Raw genomic sequence first — 17581 nt, forward strand, 5'->3', positions numbered from 1 at the left:
ATGCAATTTACTCGTACAAACCATCCAACCTCGCTAAACTCAACGGCACGATTTCATCTTTCATGATAAAACTAAACTCCTCACCTAGCACATCCGGCAACACATCCAATAGAATCGGTCCATCCGTTTCCAGATAATTTTCTTTCCACTCTATCTCACTCAACTTAGCAAAGTAAATCGATTTTACAAATGGCTTCACTGGATTATGAACTTTATACTGTCCCAAAAATTGCAGGTGTTCCACCACTCCTCCGGTTTCTTCATACACTTCCCGCTTGGCCGCTGCTTCAATCGATTCCCCAGCCTCCCGCTTTCCGCCTGGAAACTCCAATCCCCGCTTACGGTGTTTCGTCAATACCCACTTTCCTTTAATTCTGCAGAGCACGAAAACATGCCAAGCTTCCCCAAAAACAGGATCCACAGAGAATTCCACCCTATATCCGTTCATATCACAAAACTGTTTCATATTTCCCCTCTCTCTATTTAAGAAAAACTATTTCATTTTATTAGAGTCACCATTCATTATATGGAATAAGAAACCCGCTATCCAGCAAGAATTCTCATCATATGCAAAAAACGATGGCCTCTCAATATTCGAGGCCATCATCAGTTCGTTTTGCCTGTAAAATTCCCATACTCTCTATATGCCGCTTTCCTTCTTCAGTTCCAAGTTTATGAATCATTTCGTATATCTTTTGAAGCGTGATATCCTGTTTATCATTTTCCCGGTCAAAATGATATTGAAGATACGGGACGTGGGCGCGATAAAAGTTTTCTTCCCCTACTGAATAATTGTAATCAAATAACTCACGCAACTGCAGGATTTCGTTGTCGGTTGCTTCGATTTCAAAATTCCACGGAGAACCTTCCCTATCTTGTGAAATTTGCCCATTCGGAATCCAAATGTAATACGTTTTCCTATTTTCAGACACATTCATCCACCCTTTCCATAAATCCTACGCTTATTTTTTCACGTAACTCTCCACTTCATACAATGGAAAATTTTGTTTACAGAAAACCAAAGATGTTAAATAATAGATTAAAGTATCTTTCATAGGGTAAAACATATAATATAGGCAAGCATCCCTACAAATTTTTATATGCACCCAGAGGTTTTTTTGATAACCTACATATAAAGAGAAAACGGATTTCTAAAAAATGTGAGGTGAAAGTTTTGAAGTTAATTGAAGAATTATACAATATGTACCGTAATAAGTTGACCGGTGATGAAGAAGACATTGATATGCTTACTTTTGCGGTTCTGGAACAACTGGACAGGAAGGAAATTTTCGAATTGCTTCAAGAGATGGATGATCAAGAACTAACCAATCTAATGGGCCTTTACATTATTGAAACGTTAAAAGGGAAGTTCGCTCAAAACAGCATGAACGATACGAAACCTACACATTTTCCACCTCGGAATATTCATTAATACATACCATTCAGGTATCCCTCTTTATGGGATGCCTTTTTTCTTTCCGCTTTATGAAAGTTATTGGTGAAATAGACACAGAACCTCTTTCTATCGTACAAATATATTAAAAAAAGCCCTACCGAAGTAGAGCTTTTCCTATATCTTAACGTCCTAAATACGCACGCAGCATCCAAGCATGTTTGTTCAAGCTTTTCTTCATGCCTGTCAGCATATCAGCCGTAACCGGATCTTCTGTTTCGGCAACTTCGATGATTTCCAAGAACTCTTCGGAAAGCTTCTCAAAATCACTGATGACGCTTTGAACCATATCTTCTGTATTTTCGTTCCCTGTTGCTTCTTCAATAGTAGTCAATTCCAAATATTCTTTAAGCGTAGCAACTGGTTTTTCACCAATGGCTAAAAGTCGTTCAGCCAGCTCGTCATAATTAGCTGTCACTTCTTTATACAGTTCTTCCAATTTTTGATGAAGTTCAAAGAAGTGCGGTCCGTTTACGAACCAATGGTAATTATGAATTTTTGTATAAAGAACACTAAAGTTTGCAATTTCCTTATTCACTAATTCCCCTAATTTTTTCTGAGCCATAATATCTACCTCCGTAAATTGGTTATATCTATATAATTCCCTCTATTCAAAAATTGAAACATTTCCAGATTCAGTTCTTATGCTAAAATGAATCTAAAATGTGAACGTTAGGAGCTGTAAATTATGATCACGGTTTTAGTTATATCCATTATAGTGATTCTGATTGTGTTGGCATTATCCGTTCTAACAATTGGAAAAGGCTACAGCTACAAGCATACAGTGGATCCTATTGACCCTTTGCCCGAAAGTAAAGAAAAAAATAAAGAACCTGAAAAATAAAAAAAGGTTCCTGTCACAAAAGACAGGAACCTTTTTTTATTAACCAAAAACTTTATGAAGATCTTCTTTATCTTGTGACAGCCAGAAATTCATTAATTTCTTAGCTCCTTCAAGATCATGCAACTTCGCTTGGCCACATTGTTTTTCGTTGGCAGCTGGAATTTCTGTAATTTCTACAGCATCCTTGAATGTATCTTCAAGAACATCGATAATTTCAGTCACAGTCGGCTCGCCGCTTACTACAAGGTAATACCCTGTTTGACATCCCATAGGTGATATATCGATAATATCAAAATGATCGAACCGCTCAGAATGCTTACGGATATTGAAAGCTAGCAAATGTTCTAATGTGTGGATTGTATCCGGCTTCATCGCTTGTTTATTCGGCTGACAAAAACGGATATCAAATTTATTAACAACACCATCTGTTCCAACCTTATGGACACCGCAATGTCTAACATATGGGGCTTTAACAGCGTTATGATCTAATTCAAAGCTTTCAACTGAAGGCATTTAATTCACTCCTTAATTGTATGTCATTTCTATTTTACCTTGAATTACAATATATTTCACCCTTTAAAATTAATTCCCATTATTTCAATCGGATTTACCCTTGCGCTTGTTCCTTTATTAACCTTATTGGAAACAAAAAAAATATGCTATAATTAACGGTATTGAATTTTACTTGAAAAGAGATGAAAACGTCTTGCTGAAAAAAATATTAATGGGAATAATCCGTATTTACCAAGTTGTGATTTCACCATTAAAACCGCCTACCTGCCGTTTTTACCCAACTTGTTCCCATTACGGTTTAGAAGCGATAAGTCGATTCGGCCCGATAAAAGGAAGCTGGTTAGCCATCGTCAGGATTCTTAAATGCCATCCTTTTCATCCAGGCGGTATTGACCTCGTTCCCGAAAAAAAGAAAAAAGGTGAAGATCACTAGAAAAAAACCTTGCTTTCTTGTGTAATCTTTTGTATTATACAGAAGTCAAATCGTAATCATTTCGTTTTTAAATTATAGATCTCAAATCGTAATCAGTACGAATTATCTCAAAAGGAGAGTTTAATATGAAAAAAAGTGTACTTCTCTCCCTTTTTCTGGTTACAGCGCTATTTCTTTCAGGCTGTGGCAATTCAAAGGGAGAAACTACTGATACTGATAAAAACATTTTAAACGTGTACACTACCGTTTATCCTTTGCAATACTTCACAGAAGCAATTGGTGGAGAGTACGTAAACGTCGAAACTGTTTATCCACCGGGTACTGATGAGCATTCATTTGATCCCTCTCAAAAAGATATTGTAAAAATGGCTGAATCAGACCTATTTTTCTATATTGGTTATAATCTTGAAGGCTTTGTCACAAAAGCAGAACCGATTTTAAGCAAAGAAGGCGTCACTACAGTCGCTGTAGGTGAAACCGTTCATTTAGATGAAGATGAGCATGCACACGAAAACGAACATGCGCATGAAGAAGACGGTCATGATCATGGTGGCGTTAATCCCCATTTGTGGCTAGATCCCATCTATTCCATTGAAATGGCAAATAGCATTAAGGACGAATTAACGAAGCAAATGCCTGAACAAAAAGGCTACTTCGACAGCAGATTCAACGAACTTTCTGAAAAACTTAAAGCTCTTGATGAAAAATTCTCTACGACAATTGAATCGGGTCGTACCAATAAGATTATCGTTTCTCATTCCGCATATGGTTATTGGGAAGAACGATACGGACTTGAACAAATTGGCGTCACCGGCCTTACGTCTTCAAACGAGCCTTCTCAAAAAGAACTAGGGAAAATCGTAACAATGGCCGACAAAGAAAATCTTCACTACGTCATCTTTGAGCAAAATATCAGTTCTAAACTGACCGAGATCATTCAAAAGGAAATGGGTGCGAAATCACTTGAGCTTCATAACCTTTCCGTCTTGACAGATAAAGATATCGAAGCCGGTGAAGATTACTTCAGTTTAATGGAAAAAAATATCAAGACGCTACAAACTGCGTTGCAATAGACAAAGAAGAGGCAGACTCAAATGGGTCCGCCTCTTCTTTGCTATTGCCATTTTTATAGTTTAAAGTTTCTTTCTTTGTCTCGAGCTATATTAGTGCCACCATCAAACTGTAAAATATAAGGAGGTACATGGCTCAAGATGTAAAGTGTTCCGTTGACACCTGTTCCTTCTGGAAACATGGCAATCGCTGTGCTTCCGATCCGGTTCTTCTATTTCTCTAAGTATTTTTCACGAATTCTTTCCATTTTTTCCATCAGTTTCGTCCCAATTGTAGACTCGAATTCCGGATAGATGACCGTCATTTTATCCATCCACTCTTTTTTTTCTTTATCAGATAATGTGTATATGTCGATATTGGATTTTTTCTCAATTTCTCGAAGCTGAGCTTGATTCATTTCATTCGACTTGATCCATAGCCAATTCGTTGTATCGTCCATTGCCCGCTGAATTTGTTGCTGAATGTCCACCGGAAGCTTGTCCCAAAACGGCTTATTCATCATGACAACATAGCCTAAATACCCGTGATTACTGATAGTTAAATATTTTTGAACTTCGTATAGTTTCTTGGAATAGATATTCGAAATCGTATTTTCCTGGCTGTCCGTTTTATTGATTTCCAGGCTTTTGAACGTATCATTAAATTCCAGCTTAGATGTTGTGGCCCCGAAATGCTGAAATTGGCTTTCAATCACCGTACTTGGCATAATCCGGAAGTTCTTCCCTACAAAATCTTCTGGATGGCGAATTGGCTTATTGCTTGTAATTTGCTTGAAGTTATTCGACCAGAATGCTAGCCCTTCTATATCTATCGTATTTAACTGATCTAGTAGCTCATCTCCCACTTCTCCATTCAATGCTTCCTGTAAGGCGGCATCCGTTGGAAAGACATAGGGCAGGTCCAAAAGCATCCACTTTTTCGATATGCTTGTAATTTTAGAAGTGGTCGGAGCAATCATCTGCACCTTATTTTCGTGTAAAGCATTGATTTCTTCATGATCACTATATAAAGATTGATTAGGGTAGACTTCAATTTTGACACGGTGATCGGTATATTCATCAACAAGTTCTGCAAATCGGTTTGCTGCTAGCCCTTTAGGCGTATTTTCAGCGACTACATGGCTGAACTTAATTACAATTTGATCTTCCATTCCTACCTGCTCTTCATCCTTAGGTAGATCAAAATTGGAGCTAGTAAAGAACGATTGAAATGAAATATATACCGCAATCAGCAACCCTATTCCAATTAAAACAAAGTACCCCCAAAAAGCACGCATATTGACATCTCCTTACCGCTCGCTTCACAGTATATCTATTCTATCACAGCCTTTTTCCTGTCGTAATACAATGCGCGAAAAATAGCGAAAAGTGTTAGAAATTCTGTTACTATTAAGTATAGAAGTAATGGAGGAAAAATAATGGATAAATCCTTTCATATGCCGATTCAATTGAAGATTACCCTGCTATCATTCGTAATCGTAGCTTTTTCGATTCTAATAGGCGGGATTTTTATATTTGGAAACATCGTTTCAATCAGGGAGGATGAAATTGGCAAACGTTCCATGATTACAGCCCATACCATTGCCGAACTACCTGAAGTACAAAAGTTAGTCCGTGAATCAGAAGGTTGGACAAAACTAAACCCTATGATTGAAAACTTAAGAAAAATTCATCAAGCTGATTATATAGTTGTGCTGAACAATCAACATATTCGCTATTCCCACCCGGTTTTCAGCCAATTGGGAACACAATCAAAAAGCAACGACGAAAGCGCTGCTTTTGCTGAACATGAATATCTATCAAAGGCTTCTGGCGAACTTGGAATTTCAGTCCGTGCATTTGTCCCGATCCTTGATAAGGAAAATGAACAAATCGGTGTCGTTCTCGTCGGAAACATATTACCGACAATTCCCGAATTGATCATGGACTTGAAAGGCCAAATCGCGATTATTCTATTACTTACACTGCTGTTCGGCGTATGCGGCTCCTGGCTCATGGCCAGACGGATAAAAAAAGAAACCTTTCAACTTGAACCTCATGAAATTTCAAGAATGTTAGTCGAAAGGACCGCTGCCTTTAATGCGATGCATGAAGGTGTCATTGCAATAGATAATAATCAAACCATCACAATTTTTAATGAAAAGGCAAAGCAAATGCTAAATATCAGTGGCGCGGTGATTGGCAAGAATATCAATGACATTATTAGTGATACCCGCCTGCCAGAAGTGCTAGACCGGACATCTCCTATCTTCAATCAGGAAATTTCGGTTCAAAACAGAAACCTTCTAAGCAACCGGGTACCTATTAAAATAGCCGATAAAACCATCGGAGCTGTGGCAATCTTTCAGGATCGTACCGATGTAGCAAAGCTTGCTGAAGAATTGACGAGTGTCAAAGCATTCGTTGAAGCCCTGCGTGTTCAAAACCATGAACATATGAATAAACTTCATACGATAGCAGGATTGATTCAACTTGGGAATTTAGATGATGCACTACAGTACATTTTTCAAATTACAGAAGAGCAAGAGGAATTGACCAGGTTTTTAACGAAGCACATTCACGATGATAATTTAGTGGGGCTACTATTAAGTAAAATCTCCTTAGGGCGGGAACTTGGAATCGAACTCATCATGGATAAATATACGAAACTGGACCGCTTTCCAAATGATATGGATCATCATGATTTCGTATTGATTATCGGGAACTTGATAGAAAATTCCTTTGCAGCCCTCAAACATTTATCAGAAGAACCAAAGCAAGTCTACCTATCCATCTATCAGGATGAACAGCATTGCCAAATTGTACTTGAAGATAATGGGTCCGGTATCCCCGAGGAGATTCACAAAGATATATTTGAGTATGGTTTTACAACAAAAGGTGCGGAAGGATCAGGAATTGGTCTCTATCTTATAGACCAAATTGTAAAAAAAGCGAATGGCGAAATGAGTTTTACAACACGTCCTAATGAAGGAACAAGCTTTTTTCTTTCTTTTCCCATGCATGATATAGAGGAGAACCAAAATGACTAACCAAATTCGCGTACTTTTAATTGAAGACGACCCAATGGTCCAAGAGGTAAACAAGCAATTCATTGAGCGGCTACAAGCATTTAAAGTCTTTGATACAGCTTCCAATGGACTTGAAGGTCTTGAAAAAATCAGGCAATCTAAACCGGATCTTGTCATTTTGGACATCTTCATGCCTTCTTTAAACGGGGTAGATACACTCTATCAAATAAGAAAAGAACAAATTGATGTGGATGTCATCATCATTTCGGCAGCTAATGACCAGAAAACCATCCGAAAAATGATTCAAAACGGGGCTTTTGACTATTTAATTAAACCATTTAAATTCGAGAGACTAAAACATACACTTGAGCAATATTATGCTTTTCGTATGGAAGTTGAACCCGACCATCAGATTTCTCAAAATCAACTCGACCGAATTCTCTTTCAAAATAAAACATCTCCTGAAACGAGTCCGAAATACGATGTTCCTAAAGGGTTAAATGGTGCGACCCTTGAGCAGGTCACAAAATTCATAAAAACTCAGCCTGGATCTTTATCTGCGGAGGAAGTGGCCGATGGAATTGGAATTGCCAGAGTAACAGCCCGTCGCTATCTAGAATACTTACACGGCGAAGACGTTCTTCAGCTTGATGTCCGGTACGGCAGCATAGGCCGTCCAGTCAATCGATACCGTCTAAAAAAATCTTAGAACATATGGGGACCTACTAGAACCATAGCGGTTCCCTTTTAGCTTCTTGACCTATGCTCCCGTTGTTCTGTTATATATGCCCCACTTTCTCTTCAAGAGAAACAATTCACACTCAGCCAATGCTGTAACTTCTTTAATGACAAAATCCGGAACGCCTCTTCTTAATAGAATTTCTGCAATAAGGTATGGCTTTTTCATATACTCTCCCCTCCCTATTCCTTAGTTGTTTCACTTTTCTCTATTATACAAAATAATCCATAAAAGGAAAAATAGACAAAGCCCCATTTTTCGAAAAAAATATGACTTTTGGATAATTAGGAATTACTTATTTTTGAAAACCGTATCTGTTTTATGAGTCGTTTTATTTAAAGGAATAAGATGGATAGGGTAAAAATCCATTTGTATCATACTATTAAAAAAGTTTATTAAGGGGTGGATTTTAATCCAAGATTGTTTTATTTGTTACTAACACACAGGAATCATTCAGACGGATGGAGGTACAATTTGCGGGGAAAATGATGATTATGTTGGACATATTAATCATTACGAACAATCAAATTATTCAGGTTATATTATAATTGGCTTCACAAGATACAACCCTATCTTTTTCGATATGAATATTGAAGAAAAAGCATTTGGGTTCACTAAGACAAGTGCTAGAAATGCATTATTAGACAGTAGAAAGCGGAACATATTTATTCACGCGTCTCCCTTCATTCTATTTCCTATCTTCATATGCATCTAGCTCCTCGCTTGTTATCCAAACAGCCTAAGGAATATTAAAGACGATGGCTTTACGAATTAAAAGTACATTCAAAAGAGGAGGTGCGAATAGCACCTCTTTGTCGTTTTACCGGTACAGCTTACTATAGGTCGTCAATTCATTTAGTCGCTTTTCATTTATGGCAAAACCGATTCCTGCTTTATCCGGAACCTGAATGACGCCACTTTCGACGATGACTTCCGGTTCAATAATATCCTCTTCCCAATAGCGGGACGATGACGATATGTCCCCCGGAATTGTAAAGCCTTTTAATGTGGCTAGCGCGATATTATGAGCTCGGGATATGCCAAATTCAATCATGCCTCCGCACCAAACGGGCACGTTTTTTTCCACGCATAGATCATGGATTTTGACCGCTTCCGACCAGCCACCTACTTTGGCCATCTTAATTGTAATTACCCCGCAGCTCTCGAGTAAAAGTGCATTTTTCGCATCATGATAGGAATTAATGCTCTCATCAAGACAAATTGGCGTCTGTAGCTGCTTTTGCAAAACAGAATGTTCGACTATGTCGTCATGCCCTAGTGGTTGCTCAATCATCATCAACTTGAATGCATCAAGCTTTTGCAGGTGCGAAGTGTCTTCAAGCTTGTACGCCGAATTGGCATCCGCCATTAACGGGATATCTGGATAGGTGCGCCGAATTTCTGATAGAAACTCCAAGTCATTTTTAGGATTGATTTTTATTTTATACCGCTGATACCCGAATGCGGAAAAATCGTCAATCTGACGCATCGCATCACCGATATTATCCGATGCAACGACAACACCAGCCGCAACTTCGCTCCGTTCCCCTCCAAACAACTGTCCGAGGTAGAATCCCTTCTGCTTCGCATATAAATCCCAAATCGCCTGATCTAGAGCTGACTTCGCCATCGCATTCCTTCTTATTCCGCTCCATAAGCTTGGCAGTTCATTAGGGTGCTTAAACTGACCAGCCAATGTCAACGGAATTAAGAAATCCTCCAACATATGAAAGCAGGTTTTAACCGTTTCCTCGGTGTACCAAGGACTTGTAAATGGCACCGCTTCACCGTATCCGATTAGCCCATCTTGATCTTTGGCTTCGATAACAATCACTTCGCGTTCGCTTACCATCTCGAGGTGGGTCTTAAACGGTTGCTTTAAAGGGGCCGTAATGAGCCGTAATGAGATGGAGGATAACTTCATCGTTGTTTTCCCACTCTCTTCTTCAATTCCCTTCGCAGCAGCTTACTCGCACCATTCCTGGGAAGCTCCTCACAAAAAATAACATTCCGGGGAATTTTATATGCAGCCAAGGAGTCCCCGCAATAATTCAAAAGCTCGGTCTCTTTCAACTCTGCACCTTGATGTAAGACGACAAACGCGAGTGGTACCTGTCCCCATTTTTCATCTTCTGTTCCCGTAACTCCCGCCTCGAAAACAGCCGGGTGCTTACTTAGAACATTTTCAATTTCAGCCGGATAGACATTTTCGCCACCGGAGATGATTAAATCGGAGCGTCGGTCAAGCACATACAAAAAGCCTTCTTCATCAAGATAACCAAGATCCCCAGTATAAAGCCATCCCTCCGTAATCGCTTGCTGTGTCGCATCCAATCGTTTGAAATAGCCTTTCGTCACATTCGGACCTGAAACAACAATTTCACCCGCTACACCAGGTTCACAGGTCTTACCGTCCTTAACTATCCGTAACTGCGAAGGAAACAAAGGTTTCCCCGCCGACCCGATTTTTGTCATGCTATACTCCGGTGCAAGTGTTACAATCTGCGAAGATGTTTCAGTCATCCCATACGTCTGATAGACAGGAATCCCTTTTCCCTTACATACTTCAAGCAAATGAACCGGTGCCGGGCCGCCGCCTAACAGCATACAGCGGAAGGTTTCTGGATAGCTTGTCTTTCCTAAATCATGCAACATTCGGTTCAGCATCGTCGTCACGACCGAAATAATCGTCACGCCATTTTCCTGAATGTTCCGGTTCGCTTCTCGTTCATCAAACTTCTCTACCAGCACGACCTTCATACCATAAATTATACTTTTCATCAAAATAGACAGGCCGCTAATATGAAAAATCGGGACCGCACAATACCATGAATCTTCTTCCCTCAATCCAAGATTCAACATAGAACCAACCGCACTCCACCAGTGGTTGCCGAATGTTTGTATTACACCCTTTGGATTACCCGTTGTACCCGATGTATACATAATCGTAGCTGTATCTTCAAGATTAAACTCATGGAGAAATTCTGTCGTGCCTTCTTCGGGTAATTCTTCCTTTAAAAGAACCTGGAAATCCGTGAGAATGTCACGAATATCGGAGAGTTTTTCAGAGAAGGAATCCTCCGATATCAGACGTACTGCCTCACTATCCTCGATCTGCCAGGACAGTTCTTTTGCCGTTAACTTATTATTCAGCATCACGATCTTCACACCCAGATAAAAGAGCGCATGAATCACGACGACACTATCTATATGATTCCGGAGCAAAACCGCGCATGATTCGCCAGCCTTCACACCTTTGTTCGCTAGCTTACCGGCCATTTTCCCGGTTAGAGTATGTAGTTCAAGAAAGGTATACGTACGCCCTTCAAATTCAATCGCCGGACGATCCGGTGATAGATGTGCCCGGTTTTTCAGCCAGTTCGGCAACTTTTCTTCTGCCATCGTTGCTTACCCTCCCATACATTTAGATATAGAAAACAGCCCGGCGATTATCCGCCAAGCTGTCTGTCTTATCGATTCACGCGTCTCATTAAGGGAAACGAGGGAATTGTCCGAAGTCCGGATCGCGTTTTTCTTTGAACGCATCGCGGCCTTCTTTTGCTTCTTCTGTTGTATAGTATAAAAGTGTAGCATCGCCAGCCAATTGTTGAAGACCTGCAAGACCATCTGTATCCGCATTCATCGCTGCTTTTAAGAAACGAAGTGCAGTTGGGCTCTTCTCAAGCATTTCTTCACACCATTTAACTGTTTCTGCTTCTAATTGGTCTAAAGGAACAACCGTGTTAACTAGTCCCATATCCAATGCTTCTTGAGCATTGTATTGACGACATAGGTACCAAATTTCACGTGCTTTCTTATGACCAACGATACGTGCTAAATAACCTGAACCATAACCAGCATCAAAGCTTCCTACGTTTGGCCCGGTTTGTCCAAAGACTGCATTGTCAGCGGCAATTGTTAAGTCACATACCACATTCAATACATTACCGCCACCAATCGCATAACCTGCAACCATAGCTACAACTGGTTTCGGAATCACACGGATCAAACGTTGCAAATCAAGTACGTTTAGACGCGGAATATTATCTTCGCCGACATATCCACCGTTTCCGCGTACTTTTTGGTCCCCGCCTGAACAGAATGCTTTGCCGCCTACACCCGTTAAAATAATAACTCCAATGCTAGAATCATCACGCGCTCTTGCGAATGCATCAATCATCTCAGCAGTCGTTTTTGGCGTGAATGCATTATGTACATGTGGACGGTTGATAGACACTTTCGCAATCCCATTATATTTTTCATATAAAATTTCATCATACTCACGTATTGTTTCCCATTGTATTGTCATTTAAAATCCTCCTTTAATTTCGCATTAAAAACTCACTTATTATTTTACCAAACTTTTCTCCATCTTCCACATGAATCGCATGTCCGGCATCATTAATTATTTTCCATTCAGCCTGTTTCAGCATTTTTTGCATCGACTCCGCAATCAGACAAAACTTGGGATCGAGTTCACCAGTAACAAGAAGCACTGGAAAATCAAGAAATTCTAGTTCTTCCCAATAGGAAGCCTGACTGCCGGTTCCCATTCCTAAAAGGCTACTGGAAAGGCCCGAAGGATTATTTTCCAAACGCTGCTGTCGAATCGCCGCCTGGGTTTTAGATGATAACCTTTTCTGACTTTCAAACAGCGGGATGTTTTCCCACTGATCGACAAACGCCTCGATGCCGTTTTCAAGAATCTTTCCGGCAAGCTTCTTATCATTACTTCTGCGGATTACCCGCTTCTCTTCTGTTAAAAGGCCAGGTGAAGCGCTTTCTAACATCAATGTCTTTACATACTCAGGATACAAACAGGCAAAGCCCAAAGCAAGCCTCCCTCCCATTGAATATCCAAGGATATGGGTTTTTGGGAAATTTAACTCATCCAAAATATGCTTAAGGTCCTCTGTCACTTGCTTCATCTCATACCGACGATAATCGGCTGGTGATGCAGTCCCTCCATGTCCGATAATATCGACCATGATCAAGGTATATTTTTCACGCAAAAGCGGGATGAGAAATTTCCATGTATCTCGATTTCCCGTAAATCCATGCAAAAGTACAAGAGGTTCTCCATTTCCCGCTATTTCAACAGAATAAGTGACATCTCTGCAGACAATTTTCATGATATTTCCCTATCTAATACCACTTTTATTTCCTGGGAAACAAAATTCCACAAATTTCGATGCTTTTGCAAATTGGACTCCCTATCGGTAGGTACTTCGATTATTTTCAAGCCTTGGATTTCAAACGACTCTGTAAATACCTGCTTCAGTTCATCCCAATTTTGCACCTTGCTGTATTTCCCGCCGTAAAGCTGGGCAGTATGGGAAAAATCAAGCCCGTGGGGAGTGCCGAATAACGTTTCGAAGTGTTCCCTATCATTTGCCTGTGGAAGGAAAGAGAATATACCGCCGCCGTCATTATTAATCAGCAAAATCGTGATATTTTGTTTTTGCAGCTTAGCCGCAAGCAATCCGTTCATATCATGGAAAAAGCTTAAATCTCCGATTGCGAGTACTGTATTTTCTGAAACGGTGCTTACGCCAAGCGCGGTAGAAACAACACCATCAATTCCGTTCGCTCCCCGATTTGCAAAGGTTTTGATTCCTTTTTCATTACTCAAAAAGAATGTATCCAGATCCCGTATTGGCATACTATTTCCAACAAACAATGTCGATTCTATTGGCATCATATCCTGTAGCAGCGAAAACAGCTTTCCTTCACTTAACTCCACTTCATCACGGATGGAAGATAAGGCATTTTTCGTCGCTCCATTGACAGTTTTCCACAAACCAAGCCAGTTTTTCTCAGTAGCTTTCGGAATTTTTTCACATACACGTTGGCAAAAATCTTTTTCTTCGCAGTAAATCATGTTGGTTGCCAGTCCTGCTGGTTCACGCCACCCTGCTCCGCCATCAATGACCAAAGTATTTGCCTGTTTTTGTTTTTTCATGAATAACAATAAAGGTTTAGATACCGGCATAGAACCGAAACGCAACACTACATCCGGCCGGAAAGCTTCCTTGGCCGCTTCATCACGTAGAAATGTATCGTAGGTATCAATAATACCGTTTTTATCGTGTTTGCCACTTCTTAGCTGCGAAAGAGGGTCAGCTAGTATCGGGAAAGCAAGCTTCTCAGCTAAAGCTACAATTGCTTCCTTCATCTTTGGATGCCGTAATTCTCCACACACGATCATTCCTTGTTTCGCTTGTGATAACGTAGCTGCCAGCGCCTCTATATGTGAATCAGACAGTGATAGTGCACCATTTTCAATCATCACAGCCGGTGTCATTTTATTTTGCCTATATTCTTTAGCTTGTTCCAGATTTGGAATAAGTGGTTCACGAAGCGGGAAGTTCAAATGTACGGGTCCAGCCGGCTCAGTTGCCGCTGTCGAAACTGCCCTTGCACCGATTGTTCTCGCATATCGCATCATTTCATCGGTACTTTCCGGAAGCGCCATTTCGACAAACCACTTCACTTGCCTTCCGTACAGATGAATTTGATCAATGGCCTGTGGAGCCCCGACATCACGCAACTCATGCGGACGATCAGCCGTCAGCACGATCAGTGGCACCCTTGAATAGTAAGCCTCAATGACAGCTGGGTAAAAGTTAGCAGCAGCTGTACCAGACGTACAAAGAAGTCCGACAGGTTCTTTTAATGCCTTAGCCAAACCAAGGGCAAAAAAAGCAGCCGAACGCTCATCCACATTAATATGAACTTCGATATCAGGATGTTCTACCAGCAGCAAAGCGAGCGGTGTGGATCGTGAACCTGGACTTACCACCACATGCTTCATCTTATTTTGTGCAAGCTCATCGACAAATGAAGCAGCATACGCTGTCAATGCATCTCGGTCATTCATTAAGATTTCCTCCTAAAGCACTTAGCATTGGATTGAATTTAATCCCCGTTTCTTGGAATTCACTTTCAGGTGTCGAATCTTCCACTACGCCGCATCCTGCAAAAAGCGATGCCTCATTATCCTGTAGTAGGGCGGAACGAATCCCAACTGCAAATTCCCCGTTCCCATAGGCATCCACCCAGCCTAATGGCCCCGCATAAAAGCCACGTTCAAGACCTTCTATTTCCCGAATACGGGCGACAGCTTCTTCTTTCGGAAGCCCGCCCATTGCAGGTGTTGGATGCAGATTTTCTACAAATTCAAAAATCGTGACACCCTCATTGCAAATTCCACGGACCGGTGTATACAAATGCTGAATATGACGGTTTTTCATCAATTTCGGTTCGGTCGGAACTATTACCTTTTCACATACCGCCTCAAACGCATTTGATATCATCGAAACGACGTATTGATGCTCTTGTAAATTCTTTTGGTCATGAAGCAGTTCATCACCAAGACAAGCATCCTCTTCTTCAGTTTTCCCCCGTCCCATCGATCCTGCGAGACAGGTAGAAAAGACTTCATTACCCTGCTTCTTTATCAAACGCTCAGGAGTTGCACCCACGAAACAGTCACCGCCCGCTTCCAAACTAAAAATATAGCTTAATGGCTGCTCAGCAATCAATTGCTCGAGTACTTTCTCTGAATCAATGGAGCGCTCAAACACAAGGCGCAGCTCCCTTGCCAAAACAATCTTGTCGAGATCTGTTGTCTTGATTTCCTCAACAGCCTCTGCAACCGTCTGCTTCCATTCCTTAGGTTTGACTTCCTTCTGCTTAACAAGAGTATTGGCACGCAGTTCGGTGCCATTCAAGCTTTCGATAAGGAAAGATTCCCGTTCATTTATCATATCTATGAAGAGTTTTTCTGAATCATCCGGTGAACAAAGTAGGTTTGTCGTTAAGTAAGCTTGCTCCCCCACTAGCGATAGCATGAAGGCAGGTATATAAAACAGATTGTCCCCGAATTGATTCCAAAGGAGCGTACTGTTAGTTTCATAATCAAAAGAAAAGCCACCAAAGAGTAAAGGACCAGTTGCTTCTACATCGGTCACTCCTGTTTTGACAGCAGTATTCTGCAGTTTGATCCAGCTCATTTCGACTTCTCTATAACGGTCGGCATTTGATGCCGCTTGGAGTTTCTTAACGTTGCCTAAACCAGTAATGGTTATATCTTTTGCAGGGTCCTCCCAGAAAAAGCGTTCACCCGCATACCGTTCTCTTCCAGCTTGATAAAATGAAAGGGGGTTGTTGCAATTTATTTTCTTAATATGACTGAATAGAACTTGACCATTCAAGTCCTTTGCCTTTTGTATAGCTGAAGCCAGTCCCTGAAACTGTTCAGTTTCTTCTGAGATAGCCAAAAAAATCCCCCCAAATGTACATTTTAAAAGCTTTTTAACCTATTTAAAGATACACCTCTCTTCAACCCAATGTCAATAAAACGCCCCTTTATCGAACGATTCATGACTGCTTTTTTCCTTATTATATGATTCTTAGTGAATGAAGTAGAATATCCTTGATATTGGAAGTGATCGTCTATGAAATTCAATTGACACTCCACACCACTTTTCCTACACTAAATAGGATAACCTTTTGTGAACAATTTCAATATTTGATATAATTTCAAGGGAACTAATAATGATTTTGAGGAGAGAAATAATGCAAACAGAATACGACGACCTTCCCCTTAAACGAACCTGGAAAATTTGGTGGGAGTTAATTCGTCCACATACACTTACCGCAGCTTTTGTTCCAGTCCTACTTGGAACTATGATTGCACTTTTAGAAGATGGCGTAAATTGGCTACTATTTGCAGCCATGATGATTGCAAGTATCCTTATCCAAGCTGCAACGAACTTATTCAATGAATACTATGATTTCAAGAGAGGATTGGATACGGAAGAATCTGTTGGCATCGGTGGTGGCATTGTCCGTCATGGCATGACTCCAAAACTCATCATGACCTTAGCTCTTAGTATGTATGGCATCGCACTGATACTTGGAATCTATATCTGTGCAGCATCATCTTGGTGGCTTGCTGCGGTAGGCCTGGTCTGTATGCTTGTCGGCTACCTTTACACTGGCGGTCCACTGCCTATTTCATACACACCATTTGGAGAACTTTTTTCTGGATTGTTTATGGGCTTTTTGATAATCTTGATTGCCTATTTCATTCAAACTGGTTTTGTTTCTACCACAGCTATCTTAATTGCTATACCAAGCGGAATTTTAGTCGGGTTAATCAATTTATCCAATAACCTCCGTGATCATGACGGAGATAAGGCACACGGCCGTAAAACGATGCCTGTAGTAATGGGCAGAAAAAATGCCTTAACATTTATGGCAATTATGTTTGCCTTCTCTTACCTATGGCTAGTAGGATTAGTCCTAGCTGAAAGCGTTACAGCATGGATTTTGCTTGCCTTCCTAAGCATTCCGAAAGCCTTGGCAGCAATCAAAGGCTTCGTCGGTAAAACGTCACCTATTACGATGGTACCTGCGATGAAAGCCACGGCCCAAACGAACACCTTCTTCGGCCTGCTTATGGCCATTGGATTATTCATCAGCTATCTTATTTAATCGCTAAGGACTGAGTCGAT

Annotated in this window: 20 protein-coding genes; 8 read left to right on the forward strand and 12 right to left on the reverse strand. The window is 40.6% G+C overall.

Annotation, left to right across the window (positions count from 1 at the left end; genetic code table 11):
* Positions 1–7: 7 nt before the first annotated feature.
* Together ytkD and NST21_RS24640 are read right to left on the reverse strand one after the other, a co-directional pair.
* Positions 8–466 (reverse strand): RNA deprotection pyrophosphohydrolase, encoded by a 459-nt coding sequence (gene ytkD / locus NST21_RS24635; protein ID WP_340891874.1) that lies wholly within the window; start codon positions 464–466, stop codon positions 8–10.
* Between the two features lie 121 nt (positions 467–587).
* The gene (locus NST21_RS24640) at positions 588–938 is read right to left on the reverse strand and encodes a hypothetical protein (RefSeq protein ID WP_053347913.1); all 351 of its coding nucleotides are present in this window, start codon (positions 936–938) and stop codon (positions 588–590) included.
* A gap of 227 nt (positions 939–1165) precedes the next feature.
* Between NST21_RS24640 and NST21_RS24645 the strand changes: the two genes are divergently transcribed.
* Positions 1166–1432, forward strand: coding sequence for a DUF6154 family protein (locus NST21_RS24645; protein WP_376103862.1), 267 nt, complete (start codon positions 1166–1168; stop codon positions 1430–1432).
* Between the two features lie 145 nt (positions 1433–1577).
* On the opposite strand, the gene NST21_RS24650 is transcribed toward NST21_RS24645, so the two are convergent.
* Positions 1578–2018, reverse strand: a complete 441-nt coding sequence (locus tag NST21_RS24650; RefSeq protein ID WP_340891875.1) for a Dps family protein — start codon at positions 2016–2018, stop codon at positions 1578–1580.
* A 123-nt stretch (positions 2019–2141) separates the two neighbouring features.
* Here NST21_RS24650 and ytzI point away from each other — a divergent pair, with 123 nt between their 5' ends.
* Positions 2142–2297 carry a YtzI protein gene (gene ytzI, locus NST21_RS24655; protein WP_082527425.1) on the forward strand — a complete coding sequence of 52 codons (156 nt, stop codon included), beginning with the start codon at positions 2142–2144 and terminating at the stop codon, positions 2295–2297.
* 39 nt (positions 2298–2336) lie between these two features.
* Here ytzI and NST21_RS24660 read toward each other — a convergent pair whose 3' ends face one another.
* The gene (locus NST21_RS24660) at positions 2337–2810 is read right to left on the reverse strand and encodes an S-ribosylhomocysteine lyase (RefSeq protein WP_328116361.1); all 474 of its coding nucleotides are present in this window, start codon (positions 2808–2810) and stop codon (positions 2337–2339) included.
* A gap of 211 nt (positions 2811–3021) precedes the next feature.
* Here NST21_RS24660 and yidD point away from each other — a divergent pair, with 211 nt between their 5' ends.
* The 3 genes from yidD (at position 3022) to NST21_RS28975 (ending at position 4537) form a co-directional block, all read left to right on the forward strand.
* Complete coding sequence (gene yidD / locus NST21_RS24665) at positions 3022–3243, forward strand: membrane protein insertion efficiency factor YidD (protein WP_376103936.1); 222 nt, start codon at positions 3022–3024, stop codon at positions 3241–3243.
* A gap of 125 nt (positions 3244–3368) precedes the next feature.
* Complete coding sequence (locus NST21_RS24670; protein WP_340891879.1) at positions 3369–4316, forward strand: metal ABC transporter solute-binding protein, Zn/Mn family; 948 nt, start codon at positions 3369–3371, stop codon at positions 4314–4316.
* Between the two features lie 128 nt (positions 4317–4444).
* Entirely contained in the window at positions 4445–4537 is a 93-nt protein-coding gene (locus tag NST21_RS28975; RefSeq protein ID WP_445670578.1) for a DUF1540 domain-containing protein, read from the forward strand.
* On the opposite strand, the gene NST21_RS24675 is transcribed toward NST21_RS28975, so the two are convergent.
* Complete coding sequence (locus tag NST21_RS24675) at positions 4526–5590, reverse strand: DctP family TRAP transporter solute-binding subunit (RefSeq protein ID WP_340891881.1); 1065 nt, start codon at positions 5588–5590, stop codon at positions 4526–4528. The genes NST21_RS28975 and NST21_RS24675 overlap by 12 nt on opposite strands.
* Before the next feature lie 141 nt (positions 5591–5731).
* Between NST21_RS24675 and NST21_RS24680 the strand changes: the two genes are divergently transcribed.
* Positions 5732–7342 carry a sensor histidine kinase gene (locus NST21_RS24680; RefSeq protein ID WP_340891882.1) on the forward strand — a complete coding sequence of 537 codons (1611 nt, stop codon included), beginning with the start codon at positions 5732–5734 and terminating at the stop codon, positions 7340–7342.
* Positions 7335–8030 (forward strand): response regulator, encoded by a 696-nt coding sequence (locus NST21_RS24685; RefSeq protein ID WP_340891884.1) that lies wholly within the window; start codon positions 7335–7337, stop codon positions 8028–8030. The genes NST21_RS24680 and NST21_RS24685 overlap by 8 nt, the downstream gene beginning before the upstream one ends.
* Positions 8031–8081: 51 nt before the next feature.
* On the opposite strand, the gene NST21_RS24690 is transcribed toward NST21_RS24685, so the two are convergent.
* From NST21_RS24690 to NST21_RS24720, 7 genes are all read right to left on the reverse strand, one after another.
* Positions 8082–8228 carry a hypothetical protein gene (locus NST21_RS24690; RefSeq protein WP_157443825.1) on the reverse strand — a complete coding sequence of 49 codons (147 nt, stop codon included), beginning with the start codon at positions 8226–8228 and terminating at the stop codon, positions 8082–8084.
* 652 nt (positions 8229–8880) lie between these two features.
* Positions 8881–9984: an o-succinylbenzoate synthase gene (gene menC, locus NST21_RS24695; RefSeq protein ID WP_340891886.1), complete on the reverse strand. Its 1104-nt coding sequence runs from the start codon at positions 9982–9984 to the stop codon at positions 8881–8883.
* Entirely contained in the window at positions 9981–11462 is a 1482-nt protein-coding gene (locus NST21_RS24700; protein ID WP_340891887.1) for an o-succinylbenzoate--CoA ligase, read from the reverse strand. Before NST21_RS24700 ends, menC begins: the two co-directional genes overlap by 4 nt.
* 88 nt (positions 11463–11550) lie before the next feature.
* Entirely contained in the window at positions 11551–12369 is an 819-nt protein-coding gene (menB, locus tag NST21_RS24705; protein WP_056521242.1) for a 1,4-dihydroxy-2-naphthoyl-CoA synthase, read from the reverse strand.
* 13 nt (positions 12370–12382) lie between these two features.
* On the reverse strand, positions 12383–13192 hold the full coding sequence (gene menH / locus NST21_RS24710) for a 2-succinyl-6-hydroxy-2,4-cyclohexadiene-1-carboxylate synthase (RefSeq protein WP_340891888.1): 810 nt from the start codon (positions 13190–13192) through the stop codon (positions 12383–12385).
* On the reverse strand, positions 13189–14940 hold the full coding sequence (menD, locus tag NST21_RS24715) for a 2-succinyl-5-enolpyruvyl-6-hydroxy-3-cyclohexene-1-carboxylic-acid synthase (protein WP_340891891.1): 1752 nt from the start codon (positions 14938–14940) through the stop codon (positions 13189–13191). Before menD ends, menH begins: the two co-directional genes overlap by 4 nt.
* Positions 14933–16342 (reverse strand): isochorismate synthase, encoded by a 1410-nt coding sequence (locus NST21_RS24720; protein WP_328116352.1) that lies wholly within the window; start codon positions 16340–16342, stop codon positions 14933–14935. The genes menD and NST21_RS24720 overlap by 8 nt, the downstream gene beginning before the upstream one ends.
* A 298-nt stretch (positions 16343–16640) precedes the next feature.
* On the opposite strand from NST21_RS24720, the gene NST21_RS24725 reads away from it, so the two are divergent.
* Positions 16641–17561 carry a 1,4-dihydroxy-2-naphthoate polyprenyltransferase gene (locus NST21_RS24725; RefSeq protein ID WP_340891892.1) on the forward strand — a complete coding sequence of 307 codons (921 nt, stop codon included), beginning with the start codon at positions 16641–16643 and terminating at the stop codon, positions 17559–17561.
* Positions 17562–17581 lie beyond the last annotated feature (20 nt).

The organism is Peribacillus sp. FSL K6-1552 (assembly GCF_038005205.1).
Classification (GTDB): Bacteria; Bacillota; Bacilli; order Bacillales; family DSM-1321; genus Peribacillus; species Peribacillus butanolivorans.

What these genes read in the sequence shown, in the direction of transcription:
- ytkD (WP_340891874.1), bottom strand. Translation starts at nt 466, where the DNA reads ATGAAACAGTTTTGTGATATGAACGGATATAGGGTGGAATTCTCTGTG.
- NST21_RS24640 (WP_053347913.1), bottom strand. Translation starts at nt 938, where the DNA reads ATGAATGTGTCTGAAAATAGGAAAACGTATTACATTTGGATTCCGAAT.
- NST21_RS24650 (WP_340891875.1), bottom strand. Translation starts at nt 2,018, where the DNA reads ATGGCTCAGAAAAAATTAGGGGAATTAGTGAATAAGGAAATTGCAAAC.
- ytzI (WP_082527425.1), top strand. Translation starts at nt 2,142, where the DNA reads ATGATCACGGTTTTAGTTATATCCATTATAGTGATTCTGATTGTGTTG.
- NST21_RS24660 (WP_328116361.1), bottom strand. Translation starts at nt 2,810, where the DNA reads ATGCCTTCAGTTGAAAGCTTTGAATTAGATCATAACGCTGTTAAAGCC.
- yidD (WP_376103936.1), top strand. Translation starts at nt 3,022, where the DNA reads ATGGGAATAATCCGTATTTACCAAGTTGTGATTTCACCATTAAAACCG.
- NST21_RS24670 (WP_340891879.1), top strand. Translation starts at nt 3,369, where the DNA reads ATGAAAAAAAGTGTACTTCTCTCCCTTTTTCTGGTTACAGCGCTATTT.
- NST21_RS28975 (WP_445670578.1), top strand. Translation starts at nt 4,445, where the DNA reads ATGGCTCAAGATGTAAAGTGTTCCGTTGACACCTGTTCCTTCTGGAAA.
- NST21_RS24675 (WP_340891881.1), bottom strand. Translation starts at nt 5,590, where the DNA reads ATGCGTGCTTTTTGGGGGTACTTTGTTTTAATTGGAATAGGGTTGCTG.
- NST21_RS24680 (WP_340891882.1), top strand. Translation starts at nt 5,732, where the DNA reads ATGGATAAATCCTTTCATATGCCGATTCAATTGAAGATTACCCTGCTA.
- NST21_RS24685 (WP_340891884.1), top strand. Translation starts at nt 7,335, where the DNA reads ATGACTAACCAAATTCGCGTACTTTTAATTGAAGACGACCCAATGGTC.
- NST21_RS24690 (WP_157443825.1), bottom strand. Translation starts at nt 8,228, where the DNA reads ATGAAAAAGCCATACCTTATTGCAGAAATTCTATTAAGAAGAGGCGTT.
- menC (WP_340891886.1), bottom strand. Translation starts at nt 9,984, where the DNA reads ATGAAGTTATCCTCCATCTCATTACGGCTCATTACGGCCCCTTTAAAG.
- NST21_RS24700 (WP_340891887.1), bottom strand. Translation starts at nt 11,462, where the DNA reads ATGGCAGAAGAAAAGTTGCCGAACTGGCTGAAAAACCGGGCACATCTA.
- menB (WP_056521242.1), bottom strand. Translation starts at nt 12,369, where the DNA reads ATGACAATACAATGGGAAACAATACGTGAGTATGATGAAATTTTATAT.
- menH (WP_340891888.1), bottom strand. Translation starts at nt 13,192, where the DNA reads ATGAAAATTGTCTGCAGAGATGTCACTTATTCTGTTGAAATAGCGGGA.
- menD (WP_340891891.1), bottom strand. Translation starts at nt 14,940, where the DNA reads ATGAATGACCGAGATGCATTGACAGCGTATGCTGCTTCATTTGTCGAT.
- NST21_RS24725 (WP_340891892.1), top strand. Translation starts at nt 16,641, where the DNA reads ATGCAAACAGAATACGACGACCTTCCCCTTAAACGAACCTGGAAAATT.